This is a genomic window from Micromonospora echinaurantiaca, assembly GCF_900090235.1.
GTDB lineage: Bacteria > Actinomycetota > Actinomycetes > Mycobacteriales > Micromonosporaceae > Micromonospora > Micromonospora echinaurantiaca.
The window spans coordinates 417,576-434,334 of sequence record NZ_LT607750.1 but is presented as its reverse complement, the minus strand read 5'-3'; the positions used below and the strand labels follow the sequence as shown (position 1 = coordinate 434,334).

Annotated in this window: 19 protein-coding genes; 3 read left to right on the top strand and 16 right to left on the bottom strand. The window is 70.9% G+C overall.

The features are described 5' to 3' along the window. Positions 1 to 23: 23 nt before the first annotated feature. Positions 24 to 977 carry an ArsR/SmtB family transcription factor gene (locus tag GA0070609_RS02010; RefSeq protein ID WP_088992209.1) on the bottom strand — a complete coding sequence of 318 codons (954 nt, stop codon included), beginning with the start codon at positions 975 to 977 and terminating at the stop codon, positions 24 to 26. A gap of 59 nt (positions 978 to 1,036) precedes the next feature. Here GA0070609_RS02010 and GA0070609_RS02005 point away from each other — a divergent pair, with 59 nt between their 5' ends. Further along, positions 1,037 to 2,221: an MFS transporter gene (locus tag GA0070609_RS02005; protein WP_088992208.1), complete on the top strand. Its 1,185-nt coding sequence runs from the start codon at positions 1,037 to 1,039 to the stop codon at positions 2,219 to 2,221. 21 nt (positions 2,222 to 2,242) lie between these two features. On the opposite strand, the gene GA0070609_RS02000 is transcribed toward GA0070609_RS02005, so the two are convergent. Beyond that, positions 2,243 to 3,091 carry a 3-hydroxyacyl-CoA dehydrogenase family protein gene (locus tag GA0070609_RS02000; protein ID WP_088992207.1) on the bottom strand — a complete coding sequence of 283 codons (849 nt, stop codon included), beginning with the start codon at positions 3,089 to 3,091 and terminating at the stop codon, positions 2,243 to 2,245. Between the two features lie 119 nt (positions 3,092 to 3,210). Continuing rightward, positions 3,211 to 4,653, bottom strand: a complete 1,443-nt coding sequence (gene murA, locus GA0070609_RS01995; RefSeq protein WP_088992206.1) for a UDP-N-acetylglucosamine 1-carboxyvinyltransferase — start codon at positions 4,651 to 4,653, stop codon at positions 3,211 to 3,213. Between murA and GA0070609_RS01990 the strand changes: the two genes are divergently transcribed. Beyond that, a complete protein-coding gene (locus GA0070609_RS01990) occupies positions 4,652 to 5,224 on the top strand; it encodes a cob(I)yrinic acid a,c-diamide adenosyltransferase (RefSeq protein ID WP_088992205.1) in 573 nt (190 codons plus the stop codon). The two genes, murA and GA0070609_RS01990, sit on opposite strands and share 2 nt — an antisense overlap. Before the next feature lie 32 nt (positions 5,225 to 5,256). Further along, positions 5,257 to 5,646 carry a VOC family protein gene (locus GA0070609_RS01985; protein ID WP_088992204.1) on the top strand — a complete coding sequence of 130 codons (390 nt, stop codon included), beginning with the start codon at positions 5,257 to 5,259 and terminating at the stop codon, positions 5,644 to 5,646. A gap of 135 nt (positions 5,647 to 5,781) precedes the next feature. On the opposite strand, the gene GA0070609_RS01980 is transcribed toward GA0070609_RS01985, so the two are convergent. From GA0070609_RS01980 to GA0070609_RS01920, 13 genes are all read right to left on the bottom strand, one after another. Beyond that, the gene (locus GA0070609_RS01980; RefSeq protein WP_088992203.1) at positions 5,782 to 6,237 is read right to left on the bottom strand and encodes a DUF2550 domain-containing protein; all 456 of its coding nucleotides are present in this window, start codon (positions 6,235 to 6,237) and stop codon (positions 5,782 to 5,784) included. 12 nt (positions 6,238 to 6,249) lie between these two features. After that, positions 6,250 to 6,534: a F0F1 ATP synthase subunit epsilon gene (locus GA0070609_RS01975; protein ID WP_088992202.1), complete on the bottom strand. Its 285-nt coding sequence runs from the start codon at positions 6,532 to 6,534 to the stop codon at positions 6,250 to 6,252. A gap of 90 nt (positions 6,535 to 6,624) precedes the next feature. Then, the gene (locus GA0070609_RS01970) at positions 6,625 to 7,767 is read right to left on the bottom strand and encodes an LCP family protein (protein WP_088992201.1); all 1,143 of its coding nucleotides are present in this window, start codon (positions 7,765 to 7,767) and stop codon (positions 6,625 to 6,627) included. A gap of 222 nt (positions 7,768 to 7,989) precedes the next feature. Next, positions 7,990 to 9,429, bottom strand: coding sequence for a F0F1 ATP synthase subunit beta (atpD, locus tag GA0070609_RS01965; protein ID WP_088992200.1), 1,440 nt, complete (start codon positions 9,427 to 9,429; stop codon positions 7,990 to 7,992). Next, complete coding sequence (locus GA0070609_RS01960) at positions 9,429 to 10,358, bottom strand: F0F1 ATP synthase subunit gamma (RefSeq protein ID WP_088992199.1); 930 nt, start codon at positions 10,356 to 10,358, stop codon at positions 9,429 to 9,431. Before GA0070609_RS01960 ends, atpD begins: the two co-directional genes overlap by 1 nt. Before the next feature lie 9 nt (positions 10,359 to 10,367). Beyond that, positions 10,368 to 12,023, bottom strand: coding sequence for a F0F1 ATP synthase subunit alpha (gene atpA, locus GA0070609_RS01955; protein ID WP_088992198.1), 1,656 nt, complete (start codon positions 12,021 to 12,023; stop codon positions 10,368 to 10,370). A gap of 93 nt (positions 12,024 to 12,116) precedes the next feature. Continuing rightward, positions 12,117 to 12,938 (bottom strand): F0F1 ATP synthase subunit delta, encoded by an 822-nt coding sequence (locus GA0070609_RS01950; RefSeq protein ID WP_088992197.1) that lies wholly within the window; start codon positions 12,936 to 12,938, stop codon positions 12,117 to 12,119. Then, entirely contained in the window at positions 12,938 to 13,477 is a 540-nt protein-coding gene (locus GA0070609_RS01945) for a F0F1 ATP synthase subunit B (protein WP_088992196.1), read from the bottom strand. The genes GA0070609_RS01950 and GA0070609_RS01945 overlap by 1 nt, the downstream gene beginning before the upstream one ends. Before the next feature lie 27 nt (positions 13,478 to 13,504). Further along, on the bottom strand, positions 13,505 to 13,738 hold the full coding sequence (locus GA0070609_RS01940; protein WP_043966050.1) for an ATP synthase F0 subunit C: 234 nt from the start codon (positions 13,736 to 13,738) through the stop codon (positions 13,505 to 13,507). Between the two features lie 65 nt (positions 13,739 to 13,803). Then, positions 13,804 to 14,601, bottom strand: coding sequence for a F0F1 ATP synthase subunit A (gene atpB, locus GA0070609_RS01935; protein ID WP_088992195.1), 798 nt, complete (start codon positions 14,599 to 14,601; stop codon positions 13,804 to 13,806). A 12-nt stretch (positions 14,602 to 14,613) separates the two neighbouring features. Next, entirely contained in the window at positions 14,614 to 14,850 is a 237-nt protein-coding gene (locus tag GA0070609_RS01930) for an AtpZ/AtpI family protein (RefSeq protein ID WP_088997430.1), read from the bottom strand. A 180-nt stretch (positions 14,851 to 15,030) separates the two neighbouring features. Continuing rightward, positions 15,031 to 15,459, bottom strand: a complete 429-nt coding sequence (locus GA0070609_RS01925) for a hypothetical protein (protein ID WP_088992194.1) — start codon at positions 15,457 to 15,459, stop codon at positions 15,031 to 15,033. After that, the gene (locus tag GA0070609_RS01920) at positions 15,452 to 16,741 is read right to left on the bottom strand and encodes a serine hydroxymethyltransferase (protein ID WP_088992193.1); all 1,290 of its coding nucleotides are present in this window, start codon (positions 16,739 to 16,741) and stop codon (positions 15,452 to 15,454) included. Before GA0070609_RS01920 ends, GA0070609_RS01925 begins: the two co-directional genes overlap by 8 nt. Positions 16,742 to 16,759 lie beyond the last annotated feature (18 nt).

Sequence of the window (16,759 nt, the reverse complement as noted above, 5' to 3'; positions counted from 1 at the left end):
GGCCGGCGGCCGGGCGATCCCGCTCAGCCGCCGGCGGCGAGCGCGTCGCCGAGCGGCGTACGCCAGTAGAGCACCTCGCGCCCGGACCGCCGCTTGCTGACCGCTCCCGCGTCCAGCAGCACCCGGAGGTGGTCGCTCACCGTCCCGAGGGACAGCCCGGTCACCACCACGAGCTGCGAGGTGCTCAACGGGGTGTCCAGCCGGGCGAGGATGTTGGCCCGGTTCGCGCCGATCAGCCGGGCGAGCCCGTCGGGCGCCGGTGAGGTGGGATCGACCAGGACCCCGCGCGCCGGGTACACCATCCCGAACCGGGTCGGCCGGTCCCAGACCACCCAGCCGCGACGGCAGTGCGCCGGGATGAAGAACAGCTGCTCGGCCCCGCTCAGCGACAGCGGCGGATCCGGGTAGTCGTTGACCTGGAGACGACCGTCGCCCAACCAACCCATGTTGCGGTTGAGGTCGGCGAACACCCCGGCCCAGCCGCCCCGGCTCAACGCCGCGGTACGGGCCACGATGTCCGCCCGGAGCCGGCGTTCCCGCTCCGGCCACTCCCGCTCGACGGTGTGCGTCCAGACCCAGTCGAGGAGCGCCACCACCTGCCCGGTGAGACCGTCCGCCAGCAGTTCGGCGGCGAGCGGCTCCGGGCGGGTGGCGCGCAGGTCGGCCCGGATCCGCTCGTCGGGCAACCGCCCGACGGCCGCCAGTTCCGCCGCGAACGTCGGTTCCGGCGAGGCGGGCGCGATGGTGAGGAAGTCGGCGACCCAGCGGGGGTTGAACGAAGCGGGCAGCAGCGCCCGGGCCACCGGCCGGGCGGCCAGCATCCGCTGGAACGCCTCGACGTGCGGCCCTCGCCAGGCCCGCTGCCAGGGCGTACGCGGGTGGTACAGCGCGCGCAGCGCGGCGACCGTGTCGACCATCGGGGAGACCGTGAAGCGGCTGCGCGCGAGCAGATCCGATGGCACCTGCCAGACGCCCACGTTTCGCCTCCGGACGTAACTCTACGGGATACCACCCGGCGCCCCGCACGATCGTGTCCGTGAGAACGTACGCAGACCTGTTCGCCGCCCGCGAGTTCCGCAACCTGTTCCTGGCCAACTGCGCGGGGATCGCCGGGCACACCACGTCGGCCCTGGCGCTGGGCGCGCTGACCTACGCGTCGACCGGCTCGGCGCTGCTCACCGCACTGAGCATGTTCGGCGCACCGCTGGCCGGCGTGCTCGGCAGCCTGACGCTGCTGTCGGCCGCGGACAGCCTGCCCCCGCGCCGGGCGCTCACCCTCGCCGCGGTGCTGGTCACCGTCGGAGCGGCGGTGCAGGCGGTGCCCGGGCTGCCACTGTGGGCCCGCTTCACGATCATCTTCGCCAGCGCGTACGTCGGCTCGATCACCGGCGGGGCGAGGTGGGCGCTGCTCACCGACATCCTGCCGGCCAACGCCTACGTACTGGCCCGGGCCACCATGAACACGAGCGTCGGGGTGATGCAGATCGCCGGGTTCGGCCTGGCCGGCGCCCTGCTCGTGTGGCTGAGCCCGTACCAGGTGTTCCTGCTCGCCGCGGTGCTCCGGGCGGTGGCCGCCGCAGTGGGCTGGTTCGGGCTGTCCGAACGCCCGGTCCGGGTCACCGAGCGGACGACGGTCGCGCGCACCCTGCGGGTGAACAGGGAACTCTGGGCGGACCCGGGCCGCCGGTCCCTCTTCCTGAACCTGTGGGTGCCCGGTGGTCTGGTCGTCGGGTGCGAGGCGCTCTTCGTCCCGTACGCCGGTGACCGCGCCGGGTTCCTGTTCGCCGCCGCCGCCCTCGGCATGCTGACCGGCGACGTGGTGGTGGGGCGGTTCCTGACCGGAGCCCGCCGGGAGCGGTGGATTCCCGGACTGCGGCTGCTGCTCGCGGTCCCGTACCTGGTGTTCCTGCTGTCGCCGCCGCTGCCACTGGCCATGGTCGTCGCGTTGGTCGCCTCGGTCGGCTTCGCCGGCGGACTGCCGTTGCAGGAGCGGTTGATCGCCCACTCGCCAGCCGAGGCCCGGGGTCAGGTGCTCGGCCTGCACCAGAACGGCATGATGGCCGGGCAGGCGGTGTGCGCCGCGTTGGCCGGCACCGTCGCGGACCTGGTCCCGGCCAACCGGGCCGTCGCGCTGCTCGCCGCGGCGGCGCTGGCGGCCACGCTGGTGCTCACCGCCGGACTGCGGCGGACCGCCCCCGCGCCGGCGGGAGCGGTCCGCTGAGCGGCCGGGGGCGCGCCACCGTCAGTACGTGTAGAAGCCCTTGCCGGTCTTGCGGCCCAGGTCGCCGGCGGTGACCATGCGCTGGAGCAGCTCCGGCGGGAAGAACTTCTCGTCCGCGGTGTCGGTGTAGATGTTCTTCGAGGCGTGCAGTAGCACGTCCACGCCGGTCAGGTCGGTGGTGGCCAGCGGGCCCATGGCGTGGCCGAAGCCGAGCCGGCACGCGGTGTCCAGGTCCTCCGCCGACACCACACCGGACTCGACCAGCTTGACCGCCTCCACCACCAGCGCGGCGATCAGCCGGGTGGTGACGAAGCCGGCGATGTCCCGGTTGACCACAACCACCGTCTTGCCGATCTCCTCGGCGAACGCCTTCGCGGTGGCCAGCGTCTGGTCGCTGGTCTTGTAGCCGCGGACCAGCTCGCAGAGCTTCATCATCGGCACCGGCGAGAAGAAGTGCGTACCGACCACGGCCTCCGGGCGCTCGGTCACCGCGGCGATCTGGGTCACCGGGATGGCCGAGGTGTTGGTGGCCAGCACCGCGTCCGACTTGCAGATCTTGTCCAGCGCCCGGAACACCTCGTGCTTGACGTCCAGCCGCTCGAAGACCGCCTCGACCACGATGTCGGCGTCCGCGGCCGCCTCCAGGTCGGTGGTCGGGGTGATCCGGCCCAGCGCCGCCTCGACCTCGGACGCCTCGATCTTGCCCTTCTCGGCGAACTTCTCCAGCGACTTCCGGATGCCGTCCAGGCCGCGCCGGGTGGCCGCGTCGTCCAGGTCCCGCAGCGTCACCTGCCAGCCCGCCTGCGCCGCCACCTGGGCGATGCCCGAGCCCATCAGCCCGGCCCCGACGACCGCGAGTCGACCCGCCATCTGCTTACTCCCTCGCCTGAATGAGTGTCTGCCAGCACCCTAGTCGGCGAGCCTGAACGACTGCTAAGGCCCTCAGTCCGCCAGCCGCAGTCGGCGAGCCTGAGCGACCACCAAGGCCCTCAGATGGTGACCGCCGGCCCCTCCGGGGCGACGCCCCGCTCCACCGCGACGCCGAGCGCCCGCAGGTCGGCCACGAAGTCCGGGTAGCCGCGGTCCACGTGGTGCACGTGGGAGACCTCGGTGACCCCGTCGGCGCAGAGGCCGGCGATGATCAGCCCGGCGCCGGCCCGGATGTCGGTGGCCTGTACCGGGGCGCCGGAGAGCCGCTCCCGGCCCCGGACCACGGCGTGGTGGCCGTCGGTCTTGATGTCCGCGCCGAGCCGCATCATCTCGTTGGCGAACATGAACCGCCCGTCGAAGATGTTCTCGGTGATCAGCGAGGCGCCGTCGCTGACCGCGGCCAGCCCGATCGCCATCGGCAGCAGGTCGGTGGCGAAGCCGGGGTACGGCAGCGTCACCACGTCCACCGCTTGCGGTCGGTCGTCCATCCGGACCCGGAAGGCGTCCGCCCGCGTCTCCACCAGGCCGCCCGCCGAGACCACCTTGTCCAGCGCGACCTCCAGGAACGCCGGATCCACCCCGGTCACGGTCACGTCGCCGCGGGTCATCGCCGCACCGAAGGCCCAGGTGCCGGCGACGATCCGGTCCCCCACCGTGGCGTGCCGTACCGGCCGCAGGTCGGACACGCCCTCGATGTGCAGGGTGGAGGTGCCGGCCCCGGAGATGTGGGCGCCCATCTGGTTGAGCATGGTGCAGATGTCGACGATCTCCGGTTCCCGGGCGGCGTTGTCGATCACGCTCGGGCCGCGGGCCAGCACCGCCGCCATCACCAGGTTCTCGGTCGCCCCCACGCTGGGGAAGTCGAGCACGATGTCGGCCCCGTGCAGGCCGTGCGGCGCGGCGGCGATCACGAAGCCGTGTTCGCCGGAGATCTCGGCGCCCATCCGGGTCAGCCCGGAGATGTGCATGTCCAGGCCACGGGAACCGATCGCGTCACCGCCGGGGTGGGCCACCCGTACGTATCCGCGCCGGGCGAGCAGCGGGCCGAGCACGCAGATCGACGCGCGCAGCCGGCGGACCAGGTCGTAGTCGGCCGCCGTGTCCGGCTGGTCGGGCACGTCGATGGTGACCGACAGGGAACGGGCGGCCCCGCCGCGGGCGACCATCGGGTCGACCGGGTCGTCGGGGTCGAAGCGCACCGCGCAGCCCAGCCGGCGGAGCACCTCCCCCATGATCGCGATGTCGGTGATCCGGGGCACGTTGGTGATCACGCTGGGGCCGGGGGCGAGCAGCGCGGCCGCCATCAGCTTCAAAGCGGAGTTCTTGGCCCCCACCACGTGCACCGTGCCGGCCAGCCGGGCGCCGCCGTTCACCCGGATCACGTCGACGTCGTTGACCGCCGGGTCGCCCGCGTCGCCGGGGCCCACCCCGGCCGGCCAGCCGGCGGCGGTGTCCGGCCGCGCCGGGATCGTCAGGTCCGGTATCCGTAGGCTGTGCGTCATGGCCGTCCACCTCACGCGCATCTACACCAAGGCCGGCGACGCCGGCATGACCAGGCTGAACAACAACGAGCAGGTGCCGAAGACCGATCCCCGGATCGCCGCGTACGCCGACGTCGACGAGTGCAACGCGGCGATCGGCGTGGCGCTGGCGCTGGGCCAGCTCGACGACGAGCTGCGGGCGGTGCTCGGCGCCATCCAGAACGACCTGTTCGACGTGGGCGCCGATCTGGCCACCCCGGTCGAACCGGACCCGAAGTACCCGCCGCTGCGGGTCACCGAGGAGTACGTCGAGCGCCTCGAGGGCTGGTGCGACGAGTACAACGCACGCCTGAGCAAGCTCGACTCCTTCATCCTCCCCGGCGGCACCGCGGGCGCGGCGCTGCTGCACGTGGCGCGGACGACCGCCCGGCGCGCCGAGCGTGCGGCGTGGGCCCTGGTCAGCCATGACTCCGAGCGGACCAGCACTCTCCCGGCAAAGTATCTCAACCGGCTCTCCGACCTGCTCTTCATCCTGTCAAGAACAGCAAATCCGAACGGAGATGTGCTATGGGTTCCCGGCGGTAAGCGCTGACCGCGCAGCCGCCGGCACCACCCCTTTCCCGCGTGGGCGGGTTGCACCACGTCGAGATCTGGGTACCCGACCTGACGGCCGCCCGCCGGAGCTGGGGCTGGCTCCTGGGTGAGCTGGGCTGGACGCCGTTCCAGGAGTGGCCGGCCGGCCACTCCTGGCGGCTCGGCCCGACCTACCTGGTGCTGGAGGAGTCCCCCGCGCTCTCCGGGCGGCGGCACGACCGGCTCGCCCCGGGCCTCAACCACCTGGCCTTCCACGCCGGCCCGCCGGCCGCCGTGGATCGGCTGGTCGCCGCGGCGCCGGCGCACGGCTGGACGCTGCTCTTCCCCGACCGCCACCCGCACGCCGGCGGCCCGGGCACCTACGCCGCCTACCTCACCGACAACCAGGGGTACGAGGTCGAACTGGTCGCTGACCGGTGACGGTGCGAGATAGCAGGCACCTGAGGACGCGCCTGGCAACGTGAGGTGTTTCCGGGGAGCCCGCCCCGCGGAGGGATCAAGCCTGACCGCCCGGAGCGGGGTGGGCTCCCCGGAAACACCGGAGGCCGGGCGGGATCAGGCCGCGGGCCAGTCTTGGGAGGCCAGACGCGGCGAGACCGCCCCAGGTGGGGCGGCCTCGAGCCAGGAGAGGAATCCGGTGACGGTGGAACGCGCCATGGCGATCTCGACCGGAGCGTGGTGACTGGTACACCGGAGAATGACCCAGTCGGCGGGCATGGAGAGCCGCTCCTGCCCCTCGGGGAGGCGGCGGCGTTCGACCGTCAGCCCCTTGCGCGACAGCACCCGCTTGGGGCGCAGGGCGAAGCTGAACATCCGGTACCAGCGGAGTTCGTCGCCGACGAACCGGCCGAAGCCGGGCGACCAGCCGCGGCCGTCGAGCATGGTGGAGACCCGGACGCTGAGTCGGATGATGCCACCGCTACGGGTGACCACCGCTCGCCGGACGAAGAGGATCAGCAGCGCGCCGAGGATCACGGCGATGCCGATTCCGATCCCTTCGACGATCTCCATCGACGGTACGGCTCAGCGGCTCTGCGCGGCGGATACCGGGGTGGCGCTCTCGGCCAGGACGGTCACGCCCTCGGCGCTCACCGACAGGAAGCCGCCGGCCACCTCGTAGGAGACCTGCTCGCCGCCGGCGAGCTTGATGCGTACCTGCCCGGGCTCGGCGAGCTGGCCGAGCAGCGGCGCGTGCCCCGGCAGCACACCCAGCTCACCCTCGGTCGTCCGGGCGACGACCATCTCGGCCTCGCCGGACCAGACCTTCTCCTCGACGGCTACGAGCTCGACGTGAAGCTGCTGTGCCACGCTGTCTCCTTGCTGCGGCGGCGGATTGCCGAAAGTCTAGTCCCGCCGCCGGAGCGCCCCCAAGGCGGGTGGCGAGAGCTACGCCACGCCCTACTTGGTCTTGTTCTGGAAGTCCGGGTGCTCCAGCAGGAACGCGTCCAGCTGCTCGTTGTGCAGCGCGGCGAAGAAGTCGTCCACCTCGGGCTTGAACGCCTCGCCGCGGTACTTGCCGTTCTCCGTCACCCCGCCGCCGGGCAGCTTCACCATCTGGATGGTCTCCGGACGGATGTTCTTCAGCGCCAGCCCGAAGTCGACCACGCTGTGGCCGCGGCCGTTGAAGATCAGCGACTGCCCGGCGGCCCGGAGCACCCGGTCCAGCTTGAGCGGGTTGGTCACCACATCGGCGCTGAACGCCTGGCCGACCATGGCCTTGACGAACTGCTGCTGGTGGCGCTGCCGGCCGTAGTCGCCGTCCGGGACGCCGTTCTTCGGGTAGCGCTGCCGGACGTAGTCCAGCGCCTGCCAGCCCTTGAGGTGCTGGTTGCCCTTCTTGTAGACCGCCTGCGGGCCGATGTAGCCCTCGCCGTTCGGGTTGCCCTTGCGGTGCTTGCCGTCCGGCTCCCGGTGCTCGGAGCGCACCTCACGCTCGATGTACATGTCGACGCCGCCCATCGCGTCGACGATCTTCTGGAAGCCGGTGAAGTTGATGATCGCCCCGGCGTCGAAGCGCTTGATCCCGGTCGCGTCCTGCACGGTCATGGCGAGCAGCTCGAAGCCGCGGGCCGCGTCGGGGTTCTTCCCCGGCACCCGGCTGCCGTACGACATGGCGGCGTTGAGCTTGTCGGTGCCGCCGTTGAAGTCGGCCTTGCTGAACCTCGGGATCTCCACGATGAGGTCGCGGGGCATGGAGAAGAGGTAGGCCCGGTCCATGGTCGCGGGCACGTGCAGCACCATGATCGAGTCGGCCAGTGGCGGCGTCTCCGGGTTGCGCGGGTCGATGCCCACCAGCAGGATGTTTAGCGGACCCTTGATGTCGCTCTTGCGCTCCTTCGCGCCGGCGGCCTGGTCGCCGAAGAGGTCGGCCTTGCCCACCGCGCCCTCGTAGCGGGCCATCAGCGCCTCCGCGCCGACCAGCACCGCCCCGCTGAGCAGCATCAGCACGGCGCCGAACACGGTGCAGACGCGGGCCCACCGGGGCACACCCGCCCAGATGGACGGCCGCTTGCCGCCCTTGCCGGCCTTACCCACGATCATCTCCGTTCGTCACGCCCACGATCAGGAGACGGGCGCACCCAGCCGAATGGTTGCCATAGACCAACGCTCATTCCGGTGAGCGCGCGAACCGACGGTACCTCGCACGCGGCACGATCGCCGAGCGCGGGAAACCGGCCAGCGGGCAGGATACGGCGCGAAGATGAACAAAAGGCCGCCCCGGCATTGCCGGGGCGGCCTTTTTCTTGCTCACAACGGGCGGGCTCAGCCCTCCGCCATCAGTTCCTTCGCCTTGCGCTCCAGGTCCTCCAGACCGCCGCACATGAAGAAGGCCTGCTCGGGGAAGTGGTCGTACTCGCCCTCGCTGATCTTGCGGAACGCCTCGATGGTCTCCTTGATCGGGACCGTCGAGCCCGGCACACCGGTGAACTGCTCCGCCGCGTAGGTGTTCTGCGACAGGAACCGCTCGATCCGGCGGGCCCGGCCGACCGTGACCTTGTCCTCCTCGGAGAGCTCCTCGATACCGAGGATGGCGATGATGTCCTGCAGGTCCTTGTAGCGCTGCAGGATCCGCTTCACCTCGGTGGCCACCTGGAAGTGGTCCTGACCGACGAACTCCGGGGCGAGGATCCGGGACGAGGACGCCAGCGGGTCCACGGCCGGGTAGATGCCCTTGTCGGAGATCGACCGCTCCAGGTTGGTGGTCGCGTCGAGGTGGGCGAACGTGGTGGCCGGAGCGGGGTCGGTGTAGTCGTCCGCCGGCACGTAGATCGCCTGCATCGAGGTGATGGCCTGGCCCCGGACGGAGGTGATCCGCTCCTGGAGCTCGCCCATCTCGTCGGCCAGGGTCGGCTGGTAACCCACCGCGCTCGGCATCCGGCCGAGCAGGGTGGAGACCTCGGAACCGGCCTGGGTGAAGCGGAAGATGTTGTCGATGAAGAGCAGCACCTCCTGCTTCTTCACGTCGCGGAAGTACTCCGCCATGGTGAGCGCGGAGAGGGCGACCCGCAGCCGGGTGCCCGGCGGCTCGTCCATCTGGCCGTAGACCAGCGCGGTCTTGTCGATGACGCCGGACTCGGTCATCTCGGCGATGAGGTCGTTGCCCTCACGGGTGCGCTCACCCACGCCGGCGAAGACCGAGGTACCACCGAAGTTCCGGGCGACCCGGGTGATCATCTCCTGGATGAGCACCGTCTTGCCCACGCCGGCGCCGCCGAACAGGCCGATCTTGCCGCCCTTGACGTACGGGGCGAGCAGGTCGATGACCTTGATGCCGGTCTCCAGCATCTCGGTCTTCGGCTCCAGGTCCGCGAAGGCCGGGGCCTTGCGGTGGATGCTCCAGCGGTCGTCGGCCTGGAGCGTCTCGCCCTCGGTGAGGTTGAGAACCTCGCCGATCGCGTTGAAGACGTGGCCCTTGACCGCGTCGCCCACCGGAACGGTGATCGGCGAGCCGCTGTCGCGCACCTCCGCACCGCGCACCAGGCCGTCGGTCGGCTGCATCGAGATGGCGCGGACCAGGTTGTCACCCAGGTGCTGGGCGACCTCCAGGGTCAGCGTCTTCTCGCCGCCGGAGAGCGTCACCTCGACGTGCAGGGCGTTGAACAGGTCCGGCATGGCGTCGCGCGGGAACTCGGCGTCGACGACCGGGCCGATGACCCGGACCACGCGACCCGTGGCCGTCTTGGTCTCTACTGGGGCAGTCATCACACTTCACTTCCCGACGCGGCCAGCGCGTTCGCGCCGCCGACGATCTCGCTGATCTCCTGGGTGATCCCGGCCTGGCGGGCCGAGTTCATCTCACGCGTGTACTTCTCGATCATCTCTTCCGCGTTGTCGGTGGCGCTCTTCATCGCCCGCCGCCGGGCCGCCGACTCGCTCGCCGCCGACTCGATCAACGCCGCGTAGATCCGCGTGTTGATGTACTTCGGCAGCAGCGCGTCGAGCAGCGCCTCCGCCTCCGGCTCGAACTCGTACGCCGGCAGCAGGCCCTCGGACCGCGGCCGGTCCTCCACCTGCATCGGGCCGATGATCTTCGCCACCGGGGTCTGGGTCATCAGGGACTTGAACTCGGTGTAGACGATGTGCAGCTCGTCGATCCCGAGCACCCCGTCCGGCCCGGCGCCGCCGTCCACGTCGTCCGCGCCGGCCGAGAACGCCTTGATCAGGGTCTCGCCCACCTCGCGGGCGTCGGCGAACGACGGCTGCTCGCTGAAGCCGGTCCAGTTCGCCTCGATCGGCCGGTTGCGGAACCGGTAGAACGTGACGCCCTTGCGCCCGACGACGTAGAGCACCGGCTCCTTGCCGTCGGCCTTGAGCCGGGCGATCAGCGACTCGGCGGTCTTGATCGCGTTGGTGCTGTACCCGCCGGCCAGGCCCCGGTCGCTGGTGACCAGCAGGACGCCGGCCCGCCGCACCCGCGGCCGCGGGGTGAGCAGCGGGTGGTCGATCCGCGCGTTGGACGCCAGCGCCGTGAGCACGTTGGTGATGGCCTGGGCGTACGGCAGGGACGCCTCCACCCGGGCCTGGGCCTTGGCGATCCGGCTCGTCGCCACGAGCTCCATCGCCTTGGTGATCTTCTTCATCGACTTCGCCGAGCGGATCCGTTGACGAAGAACGCGAACCTGGGCCGCCATGGTCAGCCCTTACTGGTTCTCGACCGGGCGGTCGGTCGTGCCGTCGCGGAAGCGGGTCACCGTCTCGCGGGCCTCGTCGCCCTCCAGCGGGGCGGCCGGCGCCTCGTTGATTCGGCGCTCGTCCTCCTTGCCGAGGAAGACCTGCTTGAACTCGGTGATGGCCGAGTCCAGCGAGCCGATGATGTCGTCGTCCCACTTGTGGTCGGCGATGGCCGCGAGGACGCCCTCGTGCTTGTGCCGCAGGTACTGCAGGAACTCCGACTCGAACCGCCGGATCTCACCGACCGGGATGTCGTCCAGCTTGCCCTCGGTGCCGGCCCAGACCGAGACGACCTGCTCCTGCACCGGGAACGGCGAGTAGTTCGGCTGCTTGAGCAGCTCGACCAGGCGGGATCCGCGCTCCAGCTGGGCCCGGGAGGCCTTGTCCAGGTCGGAGGCGAAGGCGGCGAACGCCTCCAGCTCGCGGTACTGGGCCAGGTTCAGCCGCAGCGAGCCGGCGACCTTCTTCATCGGCTTCACCTGCGCGGCGCCACCGACCCGGGAGACCGAGGTGCCGACGTTGATGGCCGGCCGGACGCCCTGGTTGAACAGGTCGGTCTCCAGGAAGATCTGGCCGTCGGTGATCGAGATGACGTTGGTCGGGATGAAGGCCGAGATGTCGTTGGCCTTGGTCTCGATGATCGGCAGACCGGTCATCGAGCCGCCGCCCATCTCGTCCGACAGCTTCGCGCAGCGCTCCAGCAGCCGGGAGTGCAGGTAGAAGACGTCACCCGGGTACGCCTCGCGGCCCGGCGGGCGGCGCAGCAGCAGCGACACGGCCCGGTATGCCTCGGCCTGCTTGCTCAGGTCGTCGAAGACGATCAGGACGTGCTTGCCGCCGTACATCCAGTGCTGCCCGATGGACGAGCCGGTGTAGGGGGCGAGGTACTTGAAGCCGGCCGGGTCGGAGGCCGGCGAGGCGACGATGGTGGTGTACTCCATCGCGCCCGCCTCCTCCAGGAGGCCCTTGATCGAGGCGATCGTGGAGGCCTTCTGGCCGACGGCGACGTAGATGCAGCGGACCTGCTTCTTCGGGTCGCCGGAGCGCCAGTTCTCCCGCTGGTTGAGGATGGTGTCCAGGGCGACGGTGGTCTTGCCGGTCTTCCGGTCACCGATGATCAGCTGCCGCTGGCCCCGGCCGATCGGGGTCATCGCGTCGACCGCCTTGATGCCGGTCTGCATCGGCTCGAAGACGGACTGCCGGGCCATCACGTTCGGAGCCTGCAGCTCCAGCTCGCGGTAGCCCTCGTTGGCGATGTCGCCGAGGCCGTCGATCGGCTGGCCGAGCGCGTTGACCACGCGGCCGAGGAAGGCGTCGCCGACCGGCACGGAGAGCACCCGGCCGGTGCGCTTGACGCGCTGCCCCTCCTCGATGCCGGCGTAGTCACCGAGGACGACGACACCGATGTCCCGGACGTCGAGGTTCAGCGCCACGCCGAGCGTGCCGTCCTCGAACTCCAGGAGCTCGTTGGTCATGGTCGAGGGCAGGCCCTCGACGTGGGCGATGCCGTCGCCGGCGTCGGCGACGGTGCCGACCTCCTCGCGGGAGACGTCGGACGTGTAGGAGGAGACGTAGCGCTCCAGGGCGCCGCGGATCTCCTCCGTCGAGATGGTCAGCTCGGCCATCCTCTGCTTCCTTAAGTATCAGGGGCCCGGGATACCTAGTACCGACCGGTCCGAATGGCGTCTGTCATTCAGGCGCTGCGCGGCGGGGCCGCCTCAGCGCTTCGCGAGCGCGTTGCGGGTCTCGTTGAGGCGGCGCAGGACGGTGCCGTCGTACAGGTCGGAGCCGACCCGCACGCTCGCGCCACCGAGGACCTCGGGGTTCACCGTCTGCTTGACGGATACCTCCCGACCGTATATCGCGGAGAGGCTAGCGCCCAGCCGGCGCTCCTCCTCTTCACTCAACGGGGCCGCCACGGTCACGTACGCCACCTGCCGGTCGCGCCGGTCGGCGGCGAGCTCGACCAGCCGGGTGAGCGCCCCGGTGAAGGAGCGTCCCCCGAAACCGGCGAGCGCGACCCCGACGAGGTAGCCGGTGACGGGCCGGGCCTTGCCGGCGAGCAGCTGGTCGGCCAGGGTGGCCCGCTGCTTGGCCGGCACCATCGCGTCGGAGAGCGCGTTGGACAGCTGGGGCGAGCCGGCGACGACCTGCCCGAAACGGAACAGCTCGTCCTCGACCTCACCCAGCTCGCCGCTCTTGTCGGCGCCCGCCAGGAGCGCCTCCACGCCGAGCCGCTCGGTGGCGTCGAGCAGTTCCGACGGCGCCGACCAGCGGCCGGAGACCAGCGCGGCGACCAGCTCGAGCGCGTCCGCGCCGACCTTGCCACCGAGGATCCCGGTCAGCAGGGCGGACCGGTCCTCCCCGGAGCGGGCCGGGTCGGAGAGCGCCCGGCGCAGCCGCGGCTCCCGCCGCAGCAGGGCGGCGACGGAGAGGATGTCGTCGGCGGTGGTGGCCACCGCCGACGGCTCCGCGCCGCGGACGTACGCGTCGAGGCGCTCGGCCGCGATCTTGTACGACTCCCGGCTGGCGGCCTGCATCAGCGGGCCCCCGTGCTCTCGAGACCGCTCAGGAACCGGTCGACGGTGCCCTTGCGACGCGCCTCGTCGGCGAGCGACTCACCGACGATCTTGCTGGCCAGGTCGACCGCGATGGTGCCGACCTCGGTGCGCAGCTCGCGCACGATGGTGGCCCGCTCCGCGGCGAGCTGCTCCTTGCCGGCCGCGATGATCCGGTCGGACTCCTCCCGCGCCTTGGCGAGGATGTCCTGCCGGATGCCCTCGGCGTCGGCCCGGGCGTCGTCCCGGATCTTGGCAGCGTCGGTACGCGCCTCGGCGAGCTGCGCGCGGTACTGCTCGAGCAGCTGGTTGGCCTCGGCCTGGGCGGCCTCGGCGCGCTTGATGCCGCCCTCGATCGCGTCCACCCGAGCCTGGAACGTCTGCTCCATGCGCGGGAAGACGAACTTCATCAGCACGAAGCAGAGGATGGCGAAGGCGATGGTGCCGACCACGATCTCCTGCCAGACAGGCACGATCGGGTTGTGGGTCGACTCACCACCCTCAGCGGCGAGCAGGAACATGGATGACCTCCCGGTCGAGGGGCGGGATTAGAGCTGGCCCTGCCAGATGAAGCCGAAGGCGATGCCCAGCAGCGCGAGCGCCTCGATGACGGCGAAGCCGATCCAGACGTACGGCAGGGTCATCCGGGACGACTCCGGCTGGCGGGCCGTCGACTGGATGTAGGCGGCGAAGACCAGGCCGACACCGATGCCCGGGCCGATGGCCGCGAGACCGTAGCCGATGGCGGCGGTGCTGCCCTCTACCGCGGCGTAGATGTCCATTAGTGGGTTCCTCCTGGTTATCACGCGTGACGGTCACGCGGGACGACAACGGGTGGTGCGGTGGATCAGTGCTCTTCGGCGAGCGCGCCCTGCACGTAGCTGGCGGTGAGCACGGTGAAGACGTAGGCCTGCAGGACGATCACCAGGAACTCGAGGAAGGTGAGCGCGATGGTCATCACCCAGGAGAGGAGCGAGACCGGCGCCAGCCAGGCGTTGGCGTTGAGCATCGCGAAGCCGCCGAGCGTGAAGACCAGCAGGAGCATGTGGCCGGCGAACATGTTCGCGAAGAGACGGACGGCCAGCGAGAACGGCCGGACGAGGAAGGTCGAGAAGAACTCGATCGGGATCAGCAGCGGCAGGATGTACCAGGGCGCCGGCGGGATGAGGGAGTTCTTGATGAACTTGCCGGCGCCGTGGTGCCGGATGCCCGCGTAGATGAAGAGCACGTAGCTGATCACGGCGAGGAACGCCGGGAAGGCGATGTGCGAGTTCGGCGAGATCTGGAGCAGCGGGAAGATCGCGAAGAAGTTGGTCAGCAGGATGAAGCAGAACAGCGTGGTGAAGTACGGCGCGAACCGCACCCCCGCGTGCCCGATCATGTCGACAGCGATGTTGTTCCGCACGAAGCCGTAGATCGACTCGGCGAACCACTGCTTCTTCGTCGGTACCAGCTGCGGCTTCCGGTAACTGGCCAGGAAGAAGATGATCAGAACGCCGACGGCCAGCCAGACCATCGCGGTGATCTTGGTGAACCAGTAGGAGTTCTCCGCACCCCAGGGCAGGATGCTGGGCAGGTAGAAGTCCTCCACGCTGGGTGGGAATGCTGCCTCGCCCTGAGCCAGAACGTTCGCCGCTCCGAACACCTGCGTCCCTTCCTAAGTAGGCGTGCCGAGTCGGCGGACGACCAGGATGATCCCCCCGGCCATGCCGAGCACGACGCCGATCCCGGTGGCGATGCCCCCGGTGTCGAGCCACTGGTCGACCAGCCAGCCGATGAAACCCCACACGAGCATGCCCGCGATCAGGTACGTGAGCGCGGTCCAACCCTGGCCGGCGCCGGACGGAACGTCGTCCCGGTCGCCGCTGGGTCGGGGGGTTTGGTCACCAGCCATGACGGGGCGAACGATATCAGTCGGGAAGTCGAGGCTGTGCCTCACCCCCCGCACAACCGTCGTTGTGTGGGCGTCGGGCGGGCAGGCTCGTCTGTGGGCACGCTACTCCCCTTCCGCCAGCCTGGAAATGACCAGTGCCGGACACATTTTCGCGCCGTCCGAGGGGTGGGATTCCCGCGGTCAGCGGGTCCCGTGGGCGTGCACGGCGGTGAGCCACCAGATGTGCACCCCGGTCCAGACCACCACCCCGGCGGCGATGCCCAGACAGAGCGGGATCAGGCCGGCCCAGCCGGTCGACGCCACGGCCACCATCACCACCCCGAGCAGGGTGAACTTGGCCGCATAGAGGCCGAGTCCGAAGGGGAGCACCAGCTGCGGGTTCACCGAGTCGGCCCAGGCCAGCACCACGGTGGTCAGGGTGTAGCTGGCCACCGTGACGCCCACCCCGGCCGCCGCGCCGAGCGCCGCGTCGGTGCCACCGGTGACCGCGCCGAGCAGCGCGGCCACGGCGGTCAGCAGGCCGCTCGCGGCCAGCAGCACCGGCAGGTGCCGCAGCCGCCAGCGCCGGTCGGCGGCCGCGACCGGCTCGCGCACCCCGGGCTCAGCCACGGGGGTACGCCGGGAACTCGGTGACCAGCTCGGTCACCTCGGACGCGATCGCGGCCAGCCGGTCGGCGCCACCCGCTTCGGCCGGATCGGTGCGCACCGCCCGGGCGATCAGCCCGGCGACCCGGCGCAACTCACCCTCCCGCATGCCCTGGGTGGTGACGGCGGGCGTGCCGACCCGGATCCCGGAGGCGACCATCGGCTTCTGCGGGTCGTACGGGATGGCGTTCTTGTTCAGCGTGATGCCGGCGGCGTCGCAGCGCGCCTCGGCGTCCGCGCCGGTCACCCCCACCTCGCGCAGGTCGATCAGGGCGAGGTGGGTGTCGGTGCCGCCGGAGACCGGGCGCATCCCCTCGGCGGCCAGCCCGGCGGCGAGCGCCTGCGCGTTGCGCACCACCTGGGCCGCGTACGCCTGGAACTCGGGCTGCGCGGCCTCGCGCAGCGCGACGGCCTTGGCTGCGACGGCGTGCATCAACGGGCCGCCCTGGGTGAACGGGAAGACCGCCTTGTCGATCCGCTGGGCCAGCGACTCCCGGCACAGGATCATCCCGCCGCGCGGCCCGCGCAGCACCTTGTGGGTGGTGGCGCAGACGACGTCGGCGTACGGCACCGGGGAGGGGATGGCCTTGCCGGCGACCAGCCCGATGAAGTGCGCGGCGTCCACCATGAGGTACGCGCCGACGGAGTCGGCGACCTCGCGGAACCGGGCGAAGTCGATCAGCCGCGGGTACGCGGTCGCGCCACAGATGATCATCTTGGGCCGGTGCGCCAGGGCCAGGTCGCGCACCTCGTCGTAGTCGATCAGCTCGGTGTCCCGGTGCACGGTGTAGCCGACGGTGTGGAACCACTTGCCGGAGAAGTTCACCCGGCTGCCGTGGGTCAGGTGCCCGCCGTGCGGCAGGTCCATGGCGAGCACCGTGTCGCCCGGCTGCACCAGCGCCGCGTACGCGGCCAGGTTGGCGCTCGCCCCGGAGTGCGGCTGGAGGTTGGCGTGCTCGGCCCCGAAGAGCTCCTTCGCCCGGGCGATGCCGATCTCCTCGGCCCGGTCCACCTCGGCGCAGCCGCCGTAGTACCGCCGGCCCGGGTAGCCCTCGGCGTACTTGTTGGTCAGCGTCGAGCCGAGCGCGGCCAGCACGGCCGGCGAGGTGAGGTTCTCGCTGGCGATCAGCTGGAGGCCGCCGCGCAGCCGGTCCAGCTCGCCGAGCACCACCCCGGCGATCTCCGGGTCGGTGGCACGGAGCTGGTCGAAATCCGGCCCCCAGAAGGTGCTTTGCGCGATGTCCACAGCGCCAGAGTCTATTGG

Excerpts from the sequence above, each read along its gene's own strand:
- GA0070609_RS02000 (WP_088992207.1), bottom strand. The coding sequence starts at position 3,091 with ATGGCGGGTCGACTCGCGGTCGTCGGGGCCGGGCTGATGGGCTCGGGC.
- GA0070609_RS01990 (WP_088992205.1), top strand. The coding sequence starts at position 4,652 with ATGGCCGTCCACCTCACGCGCATCTACACCAAGGCCGGCGACGCCGGC.
- murA (WP_088992206.1), bottom strand. The coding sequence starts at position 4,653 with ATGACGCACAGCCTACGGATACCGGACCTGACGATCCCGGCGCGGCCG.
- GA0070609_RS01980 (WP_088992203.1), bottom strand. The coding sequence starts at position 6,237 with ATGGAGATCGTCGAAGGGATCGGAATCGGCATCGCCGTGATCCTCGGC.
- GA0070609_RS01970 (WP_088992201.1), bottom strand. The coding sequence starts at position 7,767 with ATGATCGTGGGTAAGGCCGGCAAGGGCGGCAAGCGGCCGTCCATCTGG.
- atpD (WP_088992200.1), bottom strand. The coding sequence starts at position 9,429 with ATGACTGCCCCAGTAGAGACCAAGACGGCCACGGGTCGCGTGGTCCGG.
- GA0070609_RS01960 (WP_088992199.1), bottom strand. The coding sequence starts at position 10,358 with ATGGCGGCCCAGGTTCGCGTTCTTCGTCAACGGATCCGCTCGGCGAAG.
- atpA (WP_088992198.1), bottom strand. The coding sequence starts at position 12,023 with ATGGCCGAGCTGACCATCTCGACGGAGGAGATCCGCGGCGCCCTGGAG.
- GA0070609_RS01950 (WP_088992197.1), bottom strand. The coding sequence starts at position 12,938 with ATGCAGGCCGCCAGCCGGGAGTCGTACAAGATCGCGGCCGAGCGCCTC.
- GA0070609_RS01945 (WP_088992196.1), bottom strand. The coding sequence starts at position 13,477 with ATGTTCCTGCTCGCCGCTGAGGGTGGTGAGTCGACCCACAACCCGATC.
- GA0070609_RS01940 (WP_043966050.1), bottom strand. The coding sequence starts at position 13,738 with ATGGACATCTACGCCGCGGTAGAGGGCAGCACCGCCGCCATCGGCTAC.
- GA0070609_RS01930 (WP_088997430.1), bottom strand. The coding sequence starts at position 14,850 with ATGGCTGGTGACCAAACCCCCCGACCCAGCGGCGACCGGGACGACGTT.